Source organism: Dechloromonas aromatica RCB (genome assembly GCF_000012425.1).
The window spans coordinates 834689-850365 of sequence record NC_007298.1 but is presented as its reverse complement, the minus strand read 5'-3'; the positions used below and the strand labels follow the sequence as shown (position 1 = coordinate 850365).

Here is a 15677-nt window from a genome sequence, read left to right as displayed (position 1 = left end):
TATCATGGCATCAGTCATCAATACCAACCTGGCATCCCTGAACGCCCAGCGTAACCTCACCACTTCCCAGAAGTCGCTGAACACCTCCCTGCAACGCCTGTCGTCCGGCTTGCGCGTCAATAGCGCCCGCGACGACGCTGCTGGCCTGGGTATCGCCACCAACATGTCCGCCCAAAGCCGCGGCATGACGGTCGCCACCCGCAATGCCAACGACGGCATCTCGCTTGCCCAGACGGCTGAAGGCGGCTTGGCCACCATCACCGACCACCTGCAGCGGATGCGTGAATTGGCCACCCAAGCGGCATCCGGTCAATACGATTCAGTCAACTTGGCAGCGCTGGACAAGGAATATCAGGCACTGCAGTCGGAAATCTCCCGTGTTGCCACCGCAACGACTTTCAACGGCAAGCAGATTCTGGGCTCCGACAGCACCATGTCCTTCCAGATTGGTGCCGGCACGGCCAGCGAAAACCAGATTGCCGTAACGACAGTCACCGCTTCGATGGCAACCGGTTTGTTTACCTCCACTGACATCACCACTGCCGCTGGCGCCAAGACCGTCATGGGAACCCTGGACACCGCGCTCAATACGGTAAACAGTGCTCGCGCTGGCCTCGGCGCCCTGCAGTCCCGCTTCGATGGCGTCGTCACCCAACTGGGCGCCCAGATCGAGAACACTGAAGCCGCCCGCAGCCGCATCATGGATACCGATTACGCTGCTGAAACCGCCAACTTGAGCCGCTCTCAGATCCTGCAACAAGCCGGTACTGCCATGCTGGCCCAAGCCAACAGCATCCCGCAAAACGTGCTGTCCCTGCTCAAGTAAGCTGAAGTGCGCTAGGGGGGAACCCCCCTGCCAGAACGGGCGCAGCAACGGTAACGTTGCTGCGCCCATTGCCCATCATGGCTACAGGAGTTTCTCATGAATCTACAACCAGTGAGCACCCTCGGTATCGCCGGCAGCGCTCCGCGCCCCGCTGTCACTGACACTCCGGCGCAAGGCGCCCCCTCGTCTTCAGCCATGGGACAAAATGCCCCAGCTTCCGAAACCACGCGCCAAAAACCAGGCAAGGAAGAGTTGGCCCAAATGACGAAAGCCGTCAATGACTTCGTCAAACCGCTCAATAGCGCCCTCCAGTTCAATATTGACGACTCGACGGGCCAGACAGTGGTCAAGGTCATCGACACCGACACCAAGGAAGTGATCAAACAGATTCCATCGGAAGACATGCTGGCCTTGGCCAAGGCGCTTGATCAAATTAAAGGTTTTCTGGTCAAACAAAAGGCGTAAACTGCTTAATCGTCGCGACACGAGCATTCGGCCAAGCATTGAAGGAGTAGACCCATGGCAACCATTACCTCACTAGGCGCTGGCTCGGGGCTCGACCTTGAGTCCCTGGTCACCAAGCTCATGTCGGTCGAAAAAGCGCCTCTCAACGCCCTCACGAAGAAGGAAAGCGCGGTTAACACCAAGATTTCTGCCTTCGGCACCCTGTCGAGCAAGTTGTCCGCACTGCAAACCGCCGCCCAAGCGTTGAAGGCCAACATAGGGCAAACCGCGCTCCAGAAGTTCGCCACCTACAGTACGACCGTTGCCGATACCAGCATTGCCTCTGCCACTGCAGGGACAGGTGCGGTGGCCGGCACCTACACGCTGAATGTCACCAAACTGGCGGTTTCCGACCAGTTTGTCTCAAACACCGTAACGTCAACCAGTGATCCGATTGGCACCGCTGGCGACACCCTGACGTTCGCTTTTGCGACCCCCGATGCCAATGGCAACAGCCGTTCGAAGACAATTACGCTTGATAGCAGCAACAATTCACTCACCGGCCTGCGTAATTCCATCAATGGCGCAAACATGGGCATTACGGCGACCATCATCACGGGAAGCGCTGGCGCACAACTGGTCCTCACCGGCGAACAGGGTCTCGATAACAAGATCACACTAGGCGGCAATCTAGCCAGCCAGCTGACCCAGACGGCAACTGCAGATAGTGCAGCCTTCACGGTAAACGGCATTGCCGCCACCAGCAATACGAATGCAGCCAGCAAGGTCATCGATGGCGTGACGCTCAATTTGACCAAAACCGGTTCGACGACGCTCACCGTCGCTGCGGAGTATTCAAGCAATCTGTCGACTGCGCTGAACAGCTTCATCAAGGCCTACAACGATGCCAACAGCACCATGGCCACCATGGGTGCTTACAACGCCACGACCAAGGTCGCCGGTGCCCTACAGGGCAACTCGCTTCTGCAGGACGCGCGGCAGCAAACACGCAGCCTGGTCTTTGGTACCACTGTCGGCGGCACATCTGCTTATCAGAGACTGTCTGATATCGGCGTATCCGTCGGCACCGATGGCTCTCTGTCTCTCGACACAACCAAGCTGAACAAGGCGCTTGCCTCCGACACGGTCTCCGTGGCAACCTTGGTCGACAAGGTCGGCTCTGCCTTCAATACAACACTGGAGCAGGTAGTTGGAACAACGGGCAAAATAAAGATTGCCACCGATAGTGCAAATTCGATGATCAAGGAATTGCAAAAGCGAGAAGATGCTGTGCAACTCCACCTTGATCAAATTGAAGCGCGTTATCGCAAACGGTTCACGGCTATGGATACGCTAGTCGCCAAGCTCAATTCGACCAGCACCTATCTAACCACGCAACTGGCCAATCTGACCAGCAGCACATCAAGCAAGTAGCAAGGAGTCTTCATGTTCGGAACAAGACCTTCACCCACGGCAGCCTATGCCCAAGTCAGCTTGGAGAGTGCTGTACGCAGCGCCGACCCGCATCGACTTGTGCTCCTGCTTTTCGAAGGTGCTGCCACGGCGATGTCGATGGCAAAGCTGCACATGCAAAGCAACCAGATTGCGGAACGCGGCGCGAATATTTCGAAAGCCATTGACATCATTGCCAATGGCCTGAGGGCAAGTCTCAACATAGAAGAAGGTGGAGAATTAGCCGAGCGGCTGGCCGCCCTGTACGACTATATCGTGCAACGTCTTCTGTGGGCCAACATGAAAGTGGACGTCGCTGCACTGGACGAATGCATGGGCCTTCTCGGCGAAATTCACTCGGCCTGGGCCGAAATTGCCCCGGGCAAAGAGTCTGCTGCGTGACCAATGACGCTTGAAAACCATTACCGTCAGCTACTACAGATAAGTCAGGACATGCTCGCGGCGGGCCAAGCCCAAGAATGGGAGAAGCTGGTCAGCCTCGAAGCCGACCGAAGCTTGTTGTTGGACAAATCGCCGGCACCGACCGCGGCAAAGGGCGAAAACCCTCAAGCGGCGGTGGCGTTGATTCATCAGATACAAGCAATCGATGCACAATTGCAGGAAATCGTTGCGACATGGCTTGAGCACGCCCGGATTCTGTTGCGTATCAAACCAGTTTCACCTCTTTAAGCAGAGACTGAGTTGCTCCCCGCCGACGTCGCCAGCAGCTTGCGGCTGAACCTACCCAATCAGCACGCCTTAAGCAATGAGCAAACACAACCGGTAGCGGCAACGCAGAAGATTAGCGATGTACTCAGTGACCTTGTACCCGGCCAGCGGGTTCTGGCCGAGATACAAGCCCTGTTGCCGAATGGCACTTATCGCGCCGTAGTTGCCCAGCGCAACGTTACTCTGGCCCTGCCTTTTTCCGCCAAGCCTGGCGACAGCCTTGAACTTGAGGTAGTCGAGAAGGAAGGCAACGTTACACTGGCCCTTGTCGCGAATCGCGGTGGTAGTGCAACAGCGGCAAACGAGTCCGTATCGACCAGTTTAAGCAATACAGGCAAGCTCATTGGCGACCTGATGAGCCAAGTAAACGAGCGGGGAGGAAGAGCCCCGGCAGCGGCACTCAACAGCAGCCAGCCCCTGCTCGAAACCATTCCCAAAAACGCCGCAGACCTGGTTCCTCTGCTAAAACAGGCGCTCAGTGAGAGCGGCATGTTTTATGAAGCACATCAGGCGCGTTGGGTGGCAGGTGAAATCCCTACTGAAGCGCTCAAGCTAGAACCGCAGGGAAAATACCCTGCCTCTCTGATCTCTGATCAAAACGCCTCGAAAATCGCGAATCCCGGCAATCCAGAACAAGCAATTACAGCCTCCTCCATGAAAGAGTCGGCAGTCGGCAGCCCCGTTCCGCGCGACTTGATGCCGATTGTGCAGCAACAACTCGACGGGCTGGCAAACCAGAACTTTGCTTGGCAAGGCCAGATCTGGCCCGGGCAACAAATGCGCTGGGAAATTGGCGAGAACATGGATAACTCGCGCTCGTCGAATACGGAAGAGATTCAGCGCTGGAAAACACGCTTGAAACTGTCCCTCCCGTTGCTGGGCGATATCGACGTAGCCCTTAACCTGAAGACCGGCGGCGAGGTCAGTATTGCAGTCACCGCCGGCTCAGAAAGCAGCGAGGCCCGCCTGCGTGACGGGGCCTTGCAGTTGCGCGAGCAATTTGAAGCGGCTGGGCTGAATTTAACTGAGCTACAGGTCCTGCATGGCGAAACTGCCGAGTGACCCGACTCGCGAGGCAATTGCCCTCGCCTACAGCCAGACCGATGCAGCGCCGCGCGTGGTGGCCAAAGGCAAGGGGCTGATCGCCGAGCAGATTATTGCCCGAGCCAAGGAACATGGCGTTTACGTGCACGAGTCACCAGAACTCGTTGCCCTGCTCACTCAGGTAGACCTCGACGAGCACATTCCTCCGCAGCTTTATATCGCAATTGCCGAGTTGCTGGCCTGGCTCTACCGCATCGAACATGGCGGCACCGCAACATAACCACCGCACTAAGCTTCTTCTGGCCACAGTAGCCCCCCCAATGGATTACCATGATCGGGTTAGCATATTGATAGCCTCGAATGTCCTCCACCCAAGAAGATCAGCCTAACCCGGATTTCGAGATTGACCATCCGGAAGCATATTCCCAATATTTCCTGACCGCCCCGAGGGAGATTTCTTTCTATCTCAATCTTCTGGTCAAACGCGGCAGCCTGCTTACGGCGCATATCGACGACGGGAAAGCGTTCTTCCTGACCACCATGATTGCGGTCGATGATGAAAAACAGGCTATTTTTCTGGATTCAGCGCAAGCGGATGAACTCAACACCGCTGCCAAAAATGCTCACCGCATTACCCTGACAGCCAAACTAGACCGCGTCAAGATTCAACTCCGCCTCCCGCCCCTGAGACACCAACTCGTTGACGGACAAAAAATGCTGGTCGCGGCCTTCCCTCAGGCAATCCTGCGCATTCAGCGACGGGAGTTTTTCCGTTTAGAGTCGTCATCAGCCCATCCTATCCTTTGTCGGATTGCCATGGAGGCCCCGGAAGGCACACTGAAGACATTTGAATGGAATGTGGCCGACATCAGCGGCGGCGGGCTCAGCCTGAATGCTCCAACCAGCCTGATTAACGACTGCCAACGCGATGCACTGTTCAAGAACAGTCGGCTGGATATTCCCGGCGAGGGCGTCTTGCTGGTCAATCTGCGCGTCCGGAAAACATCGGAGTTTTCTGCCGAAAACGGACAACATTACCTGCGGGTTGGCTGTGAATTCGTAGAACTACCGGGTTCCCGGCTGGCAATGATCGAACGCTACATCGCCCGCATCGAACGCGAGCGCAAGGCCCGCGACTCTGGACTAGCGAATTAAATCTGCATATTCATCACGTCCTGATAGGCCGTGACGAGTTTGTTGCGCACCTGAACCATCTCCTGGAAGGACACGCTTGCTGTCTGCAAAGCAATCATGACCTCATGGAGGTTCTGGTTGGTATCACCGGCGGCAAGTTTTTCCGCCATTTGATCCGCTTGCTGCTGGGTTTGATTCACTTTGTCGATGGAGCCCTGCAGAATCTGGGCGAAGTCGGCACCACCCGCTGCTGACGCACTAGTGTCCGCCGCCTTACCGGTAGCCTGCGTTGCAGTTGTTCGCAGCGCGCTCAACATTTGCTCAATTCCTAGCGTATCCATTTTCAGCTCCTTAAACCTCAGGGGTTATCAAGCAATTCTCAGGCCTGAATCAATCCTGAAAATGCCCCTCATCCCGATATTGCTGTAACTTGTAGCGCAAGGTCCGCTCTGAAATACCCAAGCGCTCAATGGCCTTCTTGCGGGAACCTCCAACTTCGGCCAAGGTGCGCAGGATATGTTCACGCTCCAAGTCTTTCATATTATCGACCTTTTTGTCCGTGTCCGTCAGCCCTGAATGCTCCACAGGCATAGGCGCAGCCGCTGGCTGCACTACCGCTGTTTCGCCTGACGATCGAGGTGCAAGATTCAGGACCTCCGGGCCGATCGTGCTCCCCGTCGCCATGATCAAGGCCCGCTGTATCACATTCTCCAGTTCGCGCACGTTTCCGGGCCAGGAATGCTCCCTTAGCGCAGCCTCAGCCGCCGGCGACAAAGACATGCCGGTTCGCCCAAAACGCCCGCCATGTTCGACGACAAAATGCCGGGCAATCGGCACGATATCCCCACGGCGCTGCCGCAAGGAGGGGATGCCAACCGGGAATACATTAAGACGGTAATACAAATCCTCTCGGAAAACGCCCTTGGCCACGGCTTCGGCCATATCGCGGTTCGAGGTGGCGATGATCCGGATATTCAGCGCGACCGGCTTCTTACCACCGACCCGCTCCACCTCGCGCTCCTGCAGAACGCGCAGCAGCTTGGCCTGAAGCCCCATCGGCATTTCGGTCACTTCATCAAGCAGCAAGGTGCCATCCTGGGCCTGCTCGAACTTGCCGGCCTGTGCTTGCTGGGCACCGGTAAACGCCCCCTTTTCGTAGCCGAACAAGGTTGCTTCAAGCAGGCTATCCGGAATCGCCGCGCAGTTGATGGCAACAAAAGGACCATTCTTACGGGCCGATTGACGATGAATGAAGCGAGCGACCACTTCCTTGCCAACGCCCGATTCTCCAGTCAGCAACACCGTAGCGTCGGTCTGCGCCACCCGCTGGGCTACGGCAAACAACTCTCTACTGGCCGGATCGATCGCCACCACGCCACTGCCATCATCAGAGGCTGGCAATTCGTATTTGTTGATATGGGCGAGCAATGCCTGGGGCTCGAAAGGCTTGAGCAAAAAGTCGCACGCGCCAGAGCGCATGGCATCAACGGCCTTATCCACTTCGGCGTAGGCCGTCATCAACACCACCGGCAAATGCGGCAGACGGGCGCGGATTTCCTTGAGCAAGGTGATGCCGTCCATCGGCATCATCCGAACATCGCTGACGACAATGGAAAAGGCCTGCTCCTCCAGGACCTTGAGTGCCGCTTCGCCACCATCGACGGCAACACAAGGACGCCCAGCCAGTTCCAGCGTGTCGGCGATTGCCTCGCGCAAACTGGGATCATCTTCGACCACAAGAATTGGCAAATTGTGTTCAGCCATTATTTTCTATTCCACCTTCCACCGCTACGGGCAAGGTCATAACGAACTCGGCGCCCGCACCCGGCTCGGAAAAAAGTTCTATGGCACCACCATGCGCACGCGCCACACCGAGCGCAATGGCCAATCCAAGACCAGTGCCCTGCCCCTTGGTCGTAAAAAACGGCTCAAAAATGCGCGCCTGCGTTTCACGAGAGATTCCTGGGCCGCTGTCACGTACGCCGACGGCAATCAAATCGCCGCGTCGGTTGCCGGTCAGGCAAATTTTGCCGCCTGCCGGCGTTGCCTGCATGGCGTTCTCCAGAAGATTGACCAGCGCCCCAAACAAGGCCTTGCGACTACCGACGATGATCGCCCCTGCACTTTCGTCCACCACAGCAAATTCCAGCCCATGCTCGCGCATCAGTGGCTCCACAGTTTGCGCCGCCTCCGCCAGCAAGTCGCCGGCGTCGATTACATCGCGCCCGATACTTTCGCCACGGGCAAACAGCAAGACATCCTGAATCAGCCGTTCAAGGCGGCGCAACTGGCCACTGGCCTTTTCTGAAAACCGGGCGCGCGCCTCATCAGCGACACCCGGCTGGCCGAGATTCGAGGTATAGAGAAGCGCTGCTGCGAGCGGCGTTCGCAACTGATGCGCCAGCGAGGCAGCCATCTCCCCCATTGCTGCCAAGCGCTGGTTACGTTCAAGTTCCGTTTTCATCCGGTGCGCGGCCGTCACATCATGGATCAGCAAAATTTTACCGCCTGCCGATGGCAGTGCACTTTCGGCAATAGACACCCGACCACCACCAATCAGCCATTCCCCCACAGTCAGCGTTGGCTCAAGGTGGGCGCGCGCGACATCGCCCCAGTGCTGGCCAACCATGTCCGCACCGAAGATTGCCATCGCAGCAGGATTGACAGCGGCGACAACCGCCGCGGCATCAAGCAGCACCACCCCGGCCGGCAAGGCATCGAGCAAGGATGACAAACGCTCGGAGAGCGCCTCTTTTTCCTGATATTGGCGCCGCAATTCGCCGTTGGCTACCGCCAACTCCTCAGTCAAAGAGCTCACCCGGGTCTGCAACGCCTCATATGCCTGCGTCAACTCGGCCGAAACCTGGTTGAACATGGCAAACGCCCGCTGCAATTCGGCGGTTTTGGTGTCGGAATCTGGCGTCACGGGTTTGGCCTGTACGGCTAACATCGAAAAAGATAGGGGGAATTCAGCGCCGGTAATAGTAGAATATTTCTAGGAAAATTTGGCTTCTCAATTGATTCTTCTTCTGTTTACCGTAATTCGACCGAGCATTAATGGCAGCAACGACTGAGACGACAGCAGGGACTGCACCGGAACAAAACCCGGTGGACCGTCTGCGCGAGGCATTCAACCGGCTCGGCAGTCAGCAGAAGATCGTCTTCATGGTCGCCATTGCCGCCCTTATCGCAATTATTGTGGGGGCAATCCTGTGGAGCCGACAGCCTGACTGGAAGGTGCTTTTCTCGAATCTGACGGAAAAAGACGGGGGTTCCATTGCGGCCATTCTCGAGCAGCAAAACATCCCTCACCGCTACAGTAACAGCGGCGCCTTGCTTGTGCCATCCGACCGCGTCCATGAAGTGCGCCTGAAGCTTGCTTCACAAGGCCTGCCACGCGGTGGCATGGTCGGTTTCGAATTGATGGAAAACCAGAAATTCGGGGTTAGCCAGTTTGCCGAACAGGTGAACTACCAACGCGGTCTAGAGGGCGAACTGGCCAGAACCATCCAGTCGATCGGCTCAGTGCAATCCGCCCGCGTTCATCTGGCCATTCCCAAACCATCGGTATTCGTCCGCGAGGAGCAAAAACCGACGGCATCCGTGATGCTCAACCTCTATCCGGGCCGTACGCTCGATGGTGGTCAGATTGCCGGCATTACGCATCTGGTGTCATCCAGCGTCCCCCAACTGCCGGCATCGAATGTGACGGTGCTCGACCAGAGTGGCGCCTTGCTGTCACAACTGAAGAGCAAGCTGACCGAAGCGGGCCTGGACCCGACGCAGATCAAATATGTTCACGACGTAGAAAACAGCATTATCAAGCGCATTGATGAAATCCTCAGCCCGCTACTGGGCGCCGACAATTTCAAGGTGCAGGTTGCTGCTGATATCGACTTTTCGCAAACCGAGCAGACCGCCGAAAGCTACCGTCCAAACAACACGCCGGAAAGCACCAGCATCCGCAGTCAGCAAAACAACGAAACTGCCAACGTCAATCAGGCCGCCGGCGGCGTACCGGGCGCGCTAACCAACCAGCCACCGGTGCCAGCCACAGCGCCACTGACCCAGCCGGCGACCGGGACGACTCCGGGACAGCCGGCAAAGCCAGGAGAGCCCCAGGGCAAAATCGACGCTGCGGGGGTCACCGCACCGCTCAACGCTGCAGGTCAACCGATCAGCACCAGCAAAAATGCCACGATCAACTATGAACTGGACAAGACCATCCGCCATACCAGGCAGGGGATGGGTAACATCCGGCGCTTGTCGGCTGCCGTGGTCGTCAATCATCGCAAGGACGTCGACAAGACAGGCAAACCGCTGACCAAGGCAATTCCCGACGCGGAGATGAAGCAAATCAATGAACTGGTTCGCGAAGCGATGGGGTTCACCAAGGAACGAGGGGATACGCTGTCGGTGGCCAACGCCCCCTTCACCGCCATCGACAAGAGCGAAAACGAGTTGCCGATCTGGAAAGACCCGGAGAACGTCTCTTATATCAAGGATATTCTCAAGTATCTGCTGATCGCGGCCATCATTGCCTTCCTCTACATCAAGCTTATCCAGCCCTCGTTGAAAACGATGTTCCCGGCACGCCATGAAGGCGAGAAACATGCTGGAGATGGAACCGGCCCAGGCGGCATATTCGGAGGAATAACCGGCAGCGCGGAAGAGGCTGGCGAAGATGGTTCAACCCAGGTGACTATCGACAACTACGCCATCAAGATTCAGAAGGCTCGCGAATTCGCCGAGAAAGACTCAAAGGCGGTAGCCAACATCATCAAGGATTGGATGGGCGTCAATGGCAACTAGCCCTGAAGAAGGCCTCGAAAAAAGCGCCACACTGCTTATCGCACTCGGCGCCGATCACGCGGCAGAAGTTCTCAAGAACCTCGGCCCACGCGAGGTGCAGAAGCTTGGTCATGCCATGGCGGCACTCAAGTCCGTCCCGCGCGTAAAAGTTGAAGCAATACTCGACGAATTCCAGCAAATTGCTGAAGAGCAATTGGCCATGCACGTCGATACCGATGATTACATCCGCTCGGTCCTGACCAAGGCCTTGGGTGACGACAAGGCATCGAACCTTATTTCGCGCATCCTGCAAAGCGGGGAGACCTCAGGCATTGAAGGCCTGAAGTGGATGGACGCGACCACGGTTGCTGACCTGATCAAGAACGAACACCCGCAGATCATCGCCACCATTTTGGTCCACCTTGAACACGATCACTCCAGCGAAATCCTCAACCACTTCACCGAGCGCTTACGCAACGACGTGGTGCTGCGGATCGCCACGCTGGAAGGCATCCAGCCTGCAGCCCTGAAAGAACTCAACGAGGCGATGGCACGCATTCTGGCCGGCTCGACCAGCGTCAAGCGGACGGCAATGGGCGGCGTGCGAACCGTTGCCGAAATCCTCAACTTCATCGGCACGGCCAATGAAACCTCAGTCGTCGACGCCATCCGCGAGTACGATCCCGATCTCGCCCAGAAGATTCTCGACGAGATGTTCGTTTTCGAGAATCTGATGGATATCGACGACCGCTCGATCCAGCTCATTCTGCGCGAAGTGCAATCCGACTCGCTGATCCTTGCCCTCAAAGGCGCGTCGCCAGAGCTACGCGAGAAGATTTTCAAGAACATGTCGCAGCGTGCGGCCGAAATGTTGCGCGAAGACCTCGAATCCAAGGGGCCGGTGCGCCTTTCGGAGGTCGAAGCCGAGCAGAAGGAAATCCTCAAGGTGGTTCGCCGCCTTGCCGACGAAGGACAGATCGTCATCGGTGGCGCCGGTGGCGAGCAGATGCTCTGATTCAACGCTGAACCATGATTATTCCAAAAGAGGAGCTCACCCACTTTCACCGCTGGCAGGCCGGGTCTTTCGACGCCAAGCCTGTACCAGTCGTCGAAGTACAGACGCCAGCCCCGGACACTCACGATGCGCCCCCCGCGGACGTGCAATCGAATCAGGAATTTAAACTCCCAACCGCCGAAGACATTGAGCGGATGCACGAAGAAGCCCGCAACTCGGGGTATCAGGCCGGGTTTGCCGAAGGGCAAGCGGCAGGGGAAAAACAGGCGCGAGAAATCGCCGAAGCCCAAGCCCAGCAATTCTCCTCACTGATCGGCAATCTAAAAAACGCCGTCGCCAACCTTGAGCAAACCGCGGCGGACCAACTGCTTGCGCTGGCTATCGAAATCGCCGCTCAAGTAACCCGGAGTGCCATCACCCTCAAGCCTGAACTGCTGCTGCCGGTGATTCGGGAAGCCGTTAGTGCCTTGCCAATGCACCACGCCCACGTTGTCCTCCGCCTGAATCCAGGCGATATCGAACATGTACGAGCCGCAGCTGGCGAGCAACTTGCACAGATCGGCACTCAACTCATCGAAGACATTTCGGTCGCCCAAGGGGGATGCTTACTGCAGGCCGGATCCAGCGAAGTCGATGCGACTATCGAAACCCGCTGGAAGCGTGTACTTGAAGCCATTGGAACAGAACCTCAGGAATGGCTGAAACCCTAAACCCCGACGACTTGCCAGACCACTCGGCACGCTGGAACAGTTTTCTGCAGAACTGCAGCACGGCAGCCAGTAATGCCCAGCCGCTTTGGCCCGTCGGACGCCTGACTCGTATTAATGGTCTGGTCATGGAGGCGGCCGGGCTAAAGCTGCCGCTCGGCAGCACCTGTAAGATTTACCCGTCCAGCGGCATACCGATTGAAGCAGAAGTGGTTGGCTTTGCTGGCGAAAAGCTCTATCTGATGCCCTCGGACGACGTATATGGACTCGCCCCCGGTTCCAAGGTGGTTGCTGTCGAATCGCCAAACATGCTGCCAAAGCTTGGTGGACCACCGCCCTTCCGCCGCCGTGCCATAGACCGGGCCAAGCAAGGACCGGTTGGCGAAGAGTTGCTGGGCCGCGTTCTTGACGGCGTCGGACGCCCCCTCGACAACAAGGGGCCATTGATCGCTGCCGAGACTCGACCGCTGCAAAGCCGGCCGATCAACCCGATGTCGCGTGCCGCCATCCATCAGCCGCTGGATGTCGGCATTCGCGCCATCAACGCCCTGCTGACCGTTGGCCGAGGCCAGCGCATGGGCCTATTCGCTGGCTCAGGCGTCGGCAAGTCAGTACTGCTCGGCATGATGGCCCGCTACACAGAAGCGGAAGTGATTGTCGTCGGACTGATCGGGGAGCGTGGTCGAGAGGTCAAGGAGTTCATCGAACAGATTCTCGGAGAAGAAGGCATGCGGCGCTCCGTCGTCGTTGCCGCCCCGGCTGACACCGGTCCGCTGATGCGACTGCAAGGGGCTGCCTACGCCACTACCATAGCCGAATACTTCCGCGACCAGGGAAAACACGTCCTGCTGATCATGGACTCGCTGACGCGTTATGCCATGGCACAACGCGAAATCGCCCTGGCCATTGGCGAGCCACCAGCCACCCGCGGCTACCCGCCTTCCGTATTCGCTCGCCTGCCGCAACTGGTCGAACGAGCCGGCAATGGACAGGAAGGTGGCGGCTCGATCACCGCGTTTTATACGGTTCTGGCAGAGGGTGACGACCAGCAGGATCCGATTGCCGACTCGGCACGGGCGATCCTTGACGGCCACATCGTATTATCCCGAACCCTCGCCGATGCAGGTCATTACCCGGCAATCGACATTGAACAATCGATCAGCCGGGCCATGGTCAACCTGATCGATGCCCCACACTTGGACCAAATTCGCAAGTTCAAGGTCTTGTTCGCCCGCTATCAACGGTCGCGCGACCTGATCTCCGTCGGTGCCTACGCACCAGGTTCGGACCCGGTTCTCGATCAGGCGATCAGTCTCTACCCGAGAATGGAAAGTTTTCTGCAGCAGCAATTAATCGAGCAATCAGATTTCCCCAGCAGTCTAGAGGCGCTGAAGACGCTTTTTTAATAGCCCATGACCCAACCCTTCTCGCTCCAGCCGTTGCTTGATCTGATGCAAACCCGCACCGATGAGGCGACGCGTCAACTCGGCCAGCTGATTGCAGAAGAACAAAACCAGCGCAGCCGCCTGCAGATGCTCGAACAATACCGTGACGAATACGCACAACGCCTTCGGGAGGCCACCCTGCAGGGCGTGACCCGCATGATCCTGCGCAACTATCAGGACTTTCTCGCCCGTATCGACGAAGCAGTCAAGCAGCAGAAAATCGCCGTTGAGAATTCCGAACGTAGCACGAAGACAGGAAAAGAAAACTGGCAGGCGCAGAACAAGCAACTAAAAGCGATTGATACGCTGTCGCAGCGCCATGATGCACGTGAACGCTACCGGGAAAACAAACACGATCAAAAGTTGCAGGACGAATTTTCCACCCGAAAATTCGGGACCAGGGAAGATACAGACAGCAAGTAGCCACACACAGGCACGTATTTCGCTTAATACCTCCCGACATATATATCTTTCGAGGGGCAAGCATGGGCTTGACTGTCATATCCAACATCGCATCCGCCATAAGTTCAAAGACATCAGCGCCTGCACCAGAAGCCACTGAAGGCCTGCCAGGTGAATTCGCAGCCCTGCTTTCCGGGCAGACCCTGGCCACAATGATGTCATTGCCCAATTCTGATGCCGCCCAAAATCTTGCGACGCAAAGCAACGAGAAAGGTATCAGCGAAGAGAACGACAAGGCCAAGGGCGAGAACGGCAATTTGCCACTCGATCCAGCCGCTCTTGTGGCGATGATTGGTAATTCCCAATCTCAGCCCGCAATAGCCCCCCCTATCCAAGCTGCGAGCGAAGCGCTGAATTCAGCTCAGGCCAAGAATCTCTCGCTGGCAATCTCCACCCCCCCCAGCCAAACAGCCCAGAATCCTTCACCTCAAGCGGCGATCAGGCTGATGGAAAATGAAGTACCTGTTGGCAACATTGCGGCCGATGCGGCAAATCTTGCCGCCACTTCCCAAACATCTGCCGAAACGATCAATTTCAACACCAGCCTGTCCGCGGCACTTCAGCAACGGGGCACATCACCCGAACATCAAGTCACGGTCAGTACGCCGCTGCATACCGAGGCGTGGCCGCAACAATTCGGCGAGAAAATCGTCTGGCTGGCCAAGAACGACCAACAATCAGCTCAAATCAACATCAATCCCCCTCAACTCGGCCCGGTGCAGATCACCTTGAACCTGAGCGGGGACCAAGCGACGGTCGCATTTTCATCGCCCCATGCTGAGGTCCGCCAGGCAATCGAGGCCTCCATGCCGCAATTGAAAGAAATGTTTTCCGCGGCGGGGATCAGTTTGGGCAATACCAACGTCGGCGCAAACCTGGCGCAACAGAATCCTAACAATCCCTTCATGGCACCAAACAAGAACCAATCAGGGCTTGAAAACGCTATACTCCCGGCGAATGACAATGCGCCAAATACAGGTATCACTCAGGTCCTGCATAGGGGCCGTGGACTGGTAGACCTGTTCGCGTAATACACAAGGGATTCTAGACAGGAGGAAAGATGGCCAAGGATGCGAAGCCAGCGGAAGAGGGTGCTGAAGCCCCCAAAAAAAGCAAAAAACTGTTGATCATCATCCTGGCCGTCGTTCTGTTGCTGGTTCTTGGCGGTGGCGGTGCGGCATATATGCTTCTCAAGAAAGGCAACCCTGAAGACGGCGACGAAGATGTCGCCGAAGAAACGGTCAAGTCCAAAAAGAAAGACAAGAAAAAGGATGCCCACGCCGCGCCTGTTTTCGTCAACCTTGAACCGTTCACCGTCAACTTGGTTCCGGAAACTGGCGACCAATACCTTCAGGTAGTGATCTCTCTCGAAATCGAAGACCCGCTTGAAGAGCCGACACTCAAGGCTCAGATGCCCAAAATCCGCAACAACCTGACGCTATTGCTGTCCTCTAAAAAAGCCTCCGAGCTTTTACCCAAGGAAGGGAAGGAACATTTGGCAGAATCTCTCAAAGAGGAGATCAACTCAGTCATCGAGCCGCCGAAGAAAAACAAGAAGGGCGAAGTAGTCACGCCGGAAGGCCCGGTCAAGTCCGTCCTGTTCACCTCCTTCATCATCCAGTAAGGAG

At 56.9% G+C, this 15677-nt stretch carries 18 protein-coding genes; 15 read left to right on the top strand and 3 right to left on the bottom strand.

Translation table 11 applies throughout. The features are described 5' to 3' along the window. The first annotated feature begins 4 nt into the window (after window positions 1-4). The 8 genes from DARO_RS04045 (at window position 5) to DARO_RS04010 (ending at window position 5650) form a co-directional block, all read left to right on the top strand. Complete coding sequence (locus tag DARO_RS04045; protein WP_011286549.1) at window positions 5-826, top strand: flagellin N-terminal helical domain-containing protein; 822 nt, start codon at window positions 5-7, stop codon at window positions 824-826. 96 nt (window positions 827-922) lie between these two features. Then, entirely contained in the window at window positions 923-1291 is a 369-nt protein-coding gene (locus tag DARO_RS04040; RefSeq protein ID WP_011286548.1) for a flagellar protein FlaG, read from the top strand. A gap of 54 nt (window positions 1292-1345) precedes the next feature. Further along, the gene (fliD, locus tag DARO_RS04035) at window positions 1346-2704 is read left to right on the top strand and encodes a flagellar filament capping protein FliD (protein WP_011286547.1); all 1359 of its coding nucleotides are present in this window, start codon (window positions 1346-1348) and stop codon (window positions 2702-2704) included. Window positions 2705-2716: 12 nt separating this feature from the next. Further along, entirely contained in the window at window positions 2717-3124 is a 408-nt protein-coding gene (gene fliS / locus DARO_RS04030) for a flagellar export chaperone FliS (RefSeq protein WP_011286546.1), read from the top strand. A 3-nt stretch (window positions 3125-3127) separates the two neighbouring features. After that, complete coding sequence (locus tag DARO_RS04025; RefSeq protein ID WP_011286545.1) at window positions 3128-3412, top strand: flagellar protein FliT; 285 nt, start codon at window positions 3128-3130, stop codon at window positions 3410-3412. Between the two features lie 12 nt (window positions 3413-3424). Next, window positions 3425-4513, top strand: coding sequence for a flagellar hook-length control protein FliK (fliK, locus tag DARO_RS04020; RefSeq protein WP_011286544.1), 1089 nt, complete (start codon window positions 3425-3427; stop codon window positions 4511-4513). After that, on the top strand, window positions 4494-4775 hold the full coding sequence (locus DARO_RS04015; protein WP_011286543.1) for an EscU/YscU/HrcU family type III secretion system export apparatus switch protein: 282 nt from the start codon (window positions 4494-4496) through the stop codon (window positions 4773-4775). The genes fliK and DARO_RS04015 overlap by 20 nt, the downstream gene beginning before the upstream one ends. An 80-nt stretch (window positions 4776-4855) precedes the next feature. After that, complete coding sequence (locus tag DARO_RS04010; protein ID WP_011286542.1) at window positions 4856-5650, top strand: flagellar brake protein; 795 nt, start codon at window positions 4856-4858, stop codon at window positions 5648-5650. Here the strand turns inward: DARO_RS04010 and fliE are convergent. Genes fliE through DARO_RS03995 form a run of 3 tightly spaced genes read right to left on the bottom strand, consistent with a single transcriptional unit; the run spans window position 5647 to window position 8579 of the window. After that, on the bottom strand, window positions 5647-5970 hold the full coding sequence (fliE, locus tag DARO_RS04005) for a flagellar hook-basal body complex protein FliE (RefSeq protein WP_011286541.1): 324 nt from the start codon (window positions 5968-5970) through the stop codon (window positions 5647-5649). The two genes, DARO_RS04010 and fliE, sit on opposite strands and share 4 nt — an antisense overlap. A gap of 49 nt (window positions 5971-6019) precedes the next feature. Beyond that, on the bottom strand, window positions 6020-7393 hold the full coding sequence (locus DARO_RS04000; protein WP_011286540.1) for a sigma-54-dependent transcriptional regulator: 1374 nt from the start codon (window positions 7391-7393) through the stop codon (window positions 6020-6022). Then, window positions 7386-8579, bottom strand: coding sequence for an ATP-binding protein (locus tag DARO_RS03995; RefSeq protein WP_011286539.1), 1194 nt, complete (start codon window positions 8577-8579; stop codon window positions 7386-7388). The genes DARO_RS04000 and DARO_RS03995 overlap by 8 nt, the downstream gene beginning before the upstream one ends. Window positions 8580-8686: 107 nt before the next feature. On the opposite strand from DARO_RS03995, the gene fliF reads away from it, so the two are divergent. The 7 genes from fliF (at window position 8687) to DARO_RS03960 (ending at window position 15673) form a co-directional block, all read left to right on the top strand. Continuing rightward, the gene (gene fliF, locus DARO_RS03990; RefSeq protein ID WP_011286538.1) at window positions 8687-10441 is read left to right on the top strand and encodes a flagellar basal-body MS-ring/collar protein FliF; all 1755 of its coding nucleotides are present in this window, start codon (window positions 8687-8689) and stop codon (window positions 10439-10441) included. Then, window positions 10431-11435, top strand: coding sequence for a flagellar motor switch protein FliG (gene fliG, locus DARO_RS03985; RefSeq protein WP_011286537.1), 1005 nt, complete (start codon window positions 10431-10433; stop codon window positions 11433-11435). The genes fliF and fliG overlap by 11 nt, the downstream gene beginning before the upstream one ends. 14 nt (window positions 11436-11449) lie before the next feature. Further along, window positions 11450-12145, top strand: a complete 696-nt coding sequence (locus DARO_RS03980) for a flagellar assembly protein FliH (protein WP_011286536.1) — start codon at window positions 11450-11452, stop codon at window positions 12143-12145. Further along, window positions 12130-13548 (top strand): flagellar protein export ATPase FliI, encoded by a 1419-nt coding sequence (gene fliI / locus DARO_RS03975; RefSeq protein WP_011286535.1) that lies wholly within the window; start codon window positions 12130-12132, stop codon window positions 13546-13548. Before DARO_RS03980 ends, fliI begins: the two co-directional genes overlap by 16 nt. A 6-nt stretch (window positions 13549-13554) precedes the next feature. Then, window positions 13555-14010, top strand: coding sequence for a flagellar export protein FliJ (fliJ, locus tag DARO_RS03970; protein WP_011286534.1), 456 nt, complete (start codon window positions 13555-13557; stop codon window positions 14008-14010). Between the two features lie 62 nt (window positions 14011-14072). Beyond that, window positions 14073-15080 (top strand): flagellar hook-length control protein FliK, encoded by a 1008-nt coding sequence (locus tag DARO_RS03965; RefSeq protein WP_011286533.1) that lies wholly within the window; start codon window positions 14073-14075, stop codon window positions 15078-15080. A 29-nt stretch (window positions 15081-15109) separates the two neighbouring features. Then, the gene (locus DARO_RS03960) at window positions 15110-15673 is read left to right on the top strand and encodes a flagellar basal body-associated FliL family protein (RefSeq protein ID WP_011286532.1); all 564 of its coding nucleotides are present in this window, start codon (window positions 15110-15112) and stop codon (window positions 15671-15673) included. Window positions 15674-15677: the final 4 nt, after the last annotated feature.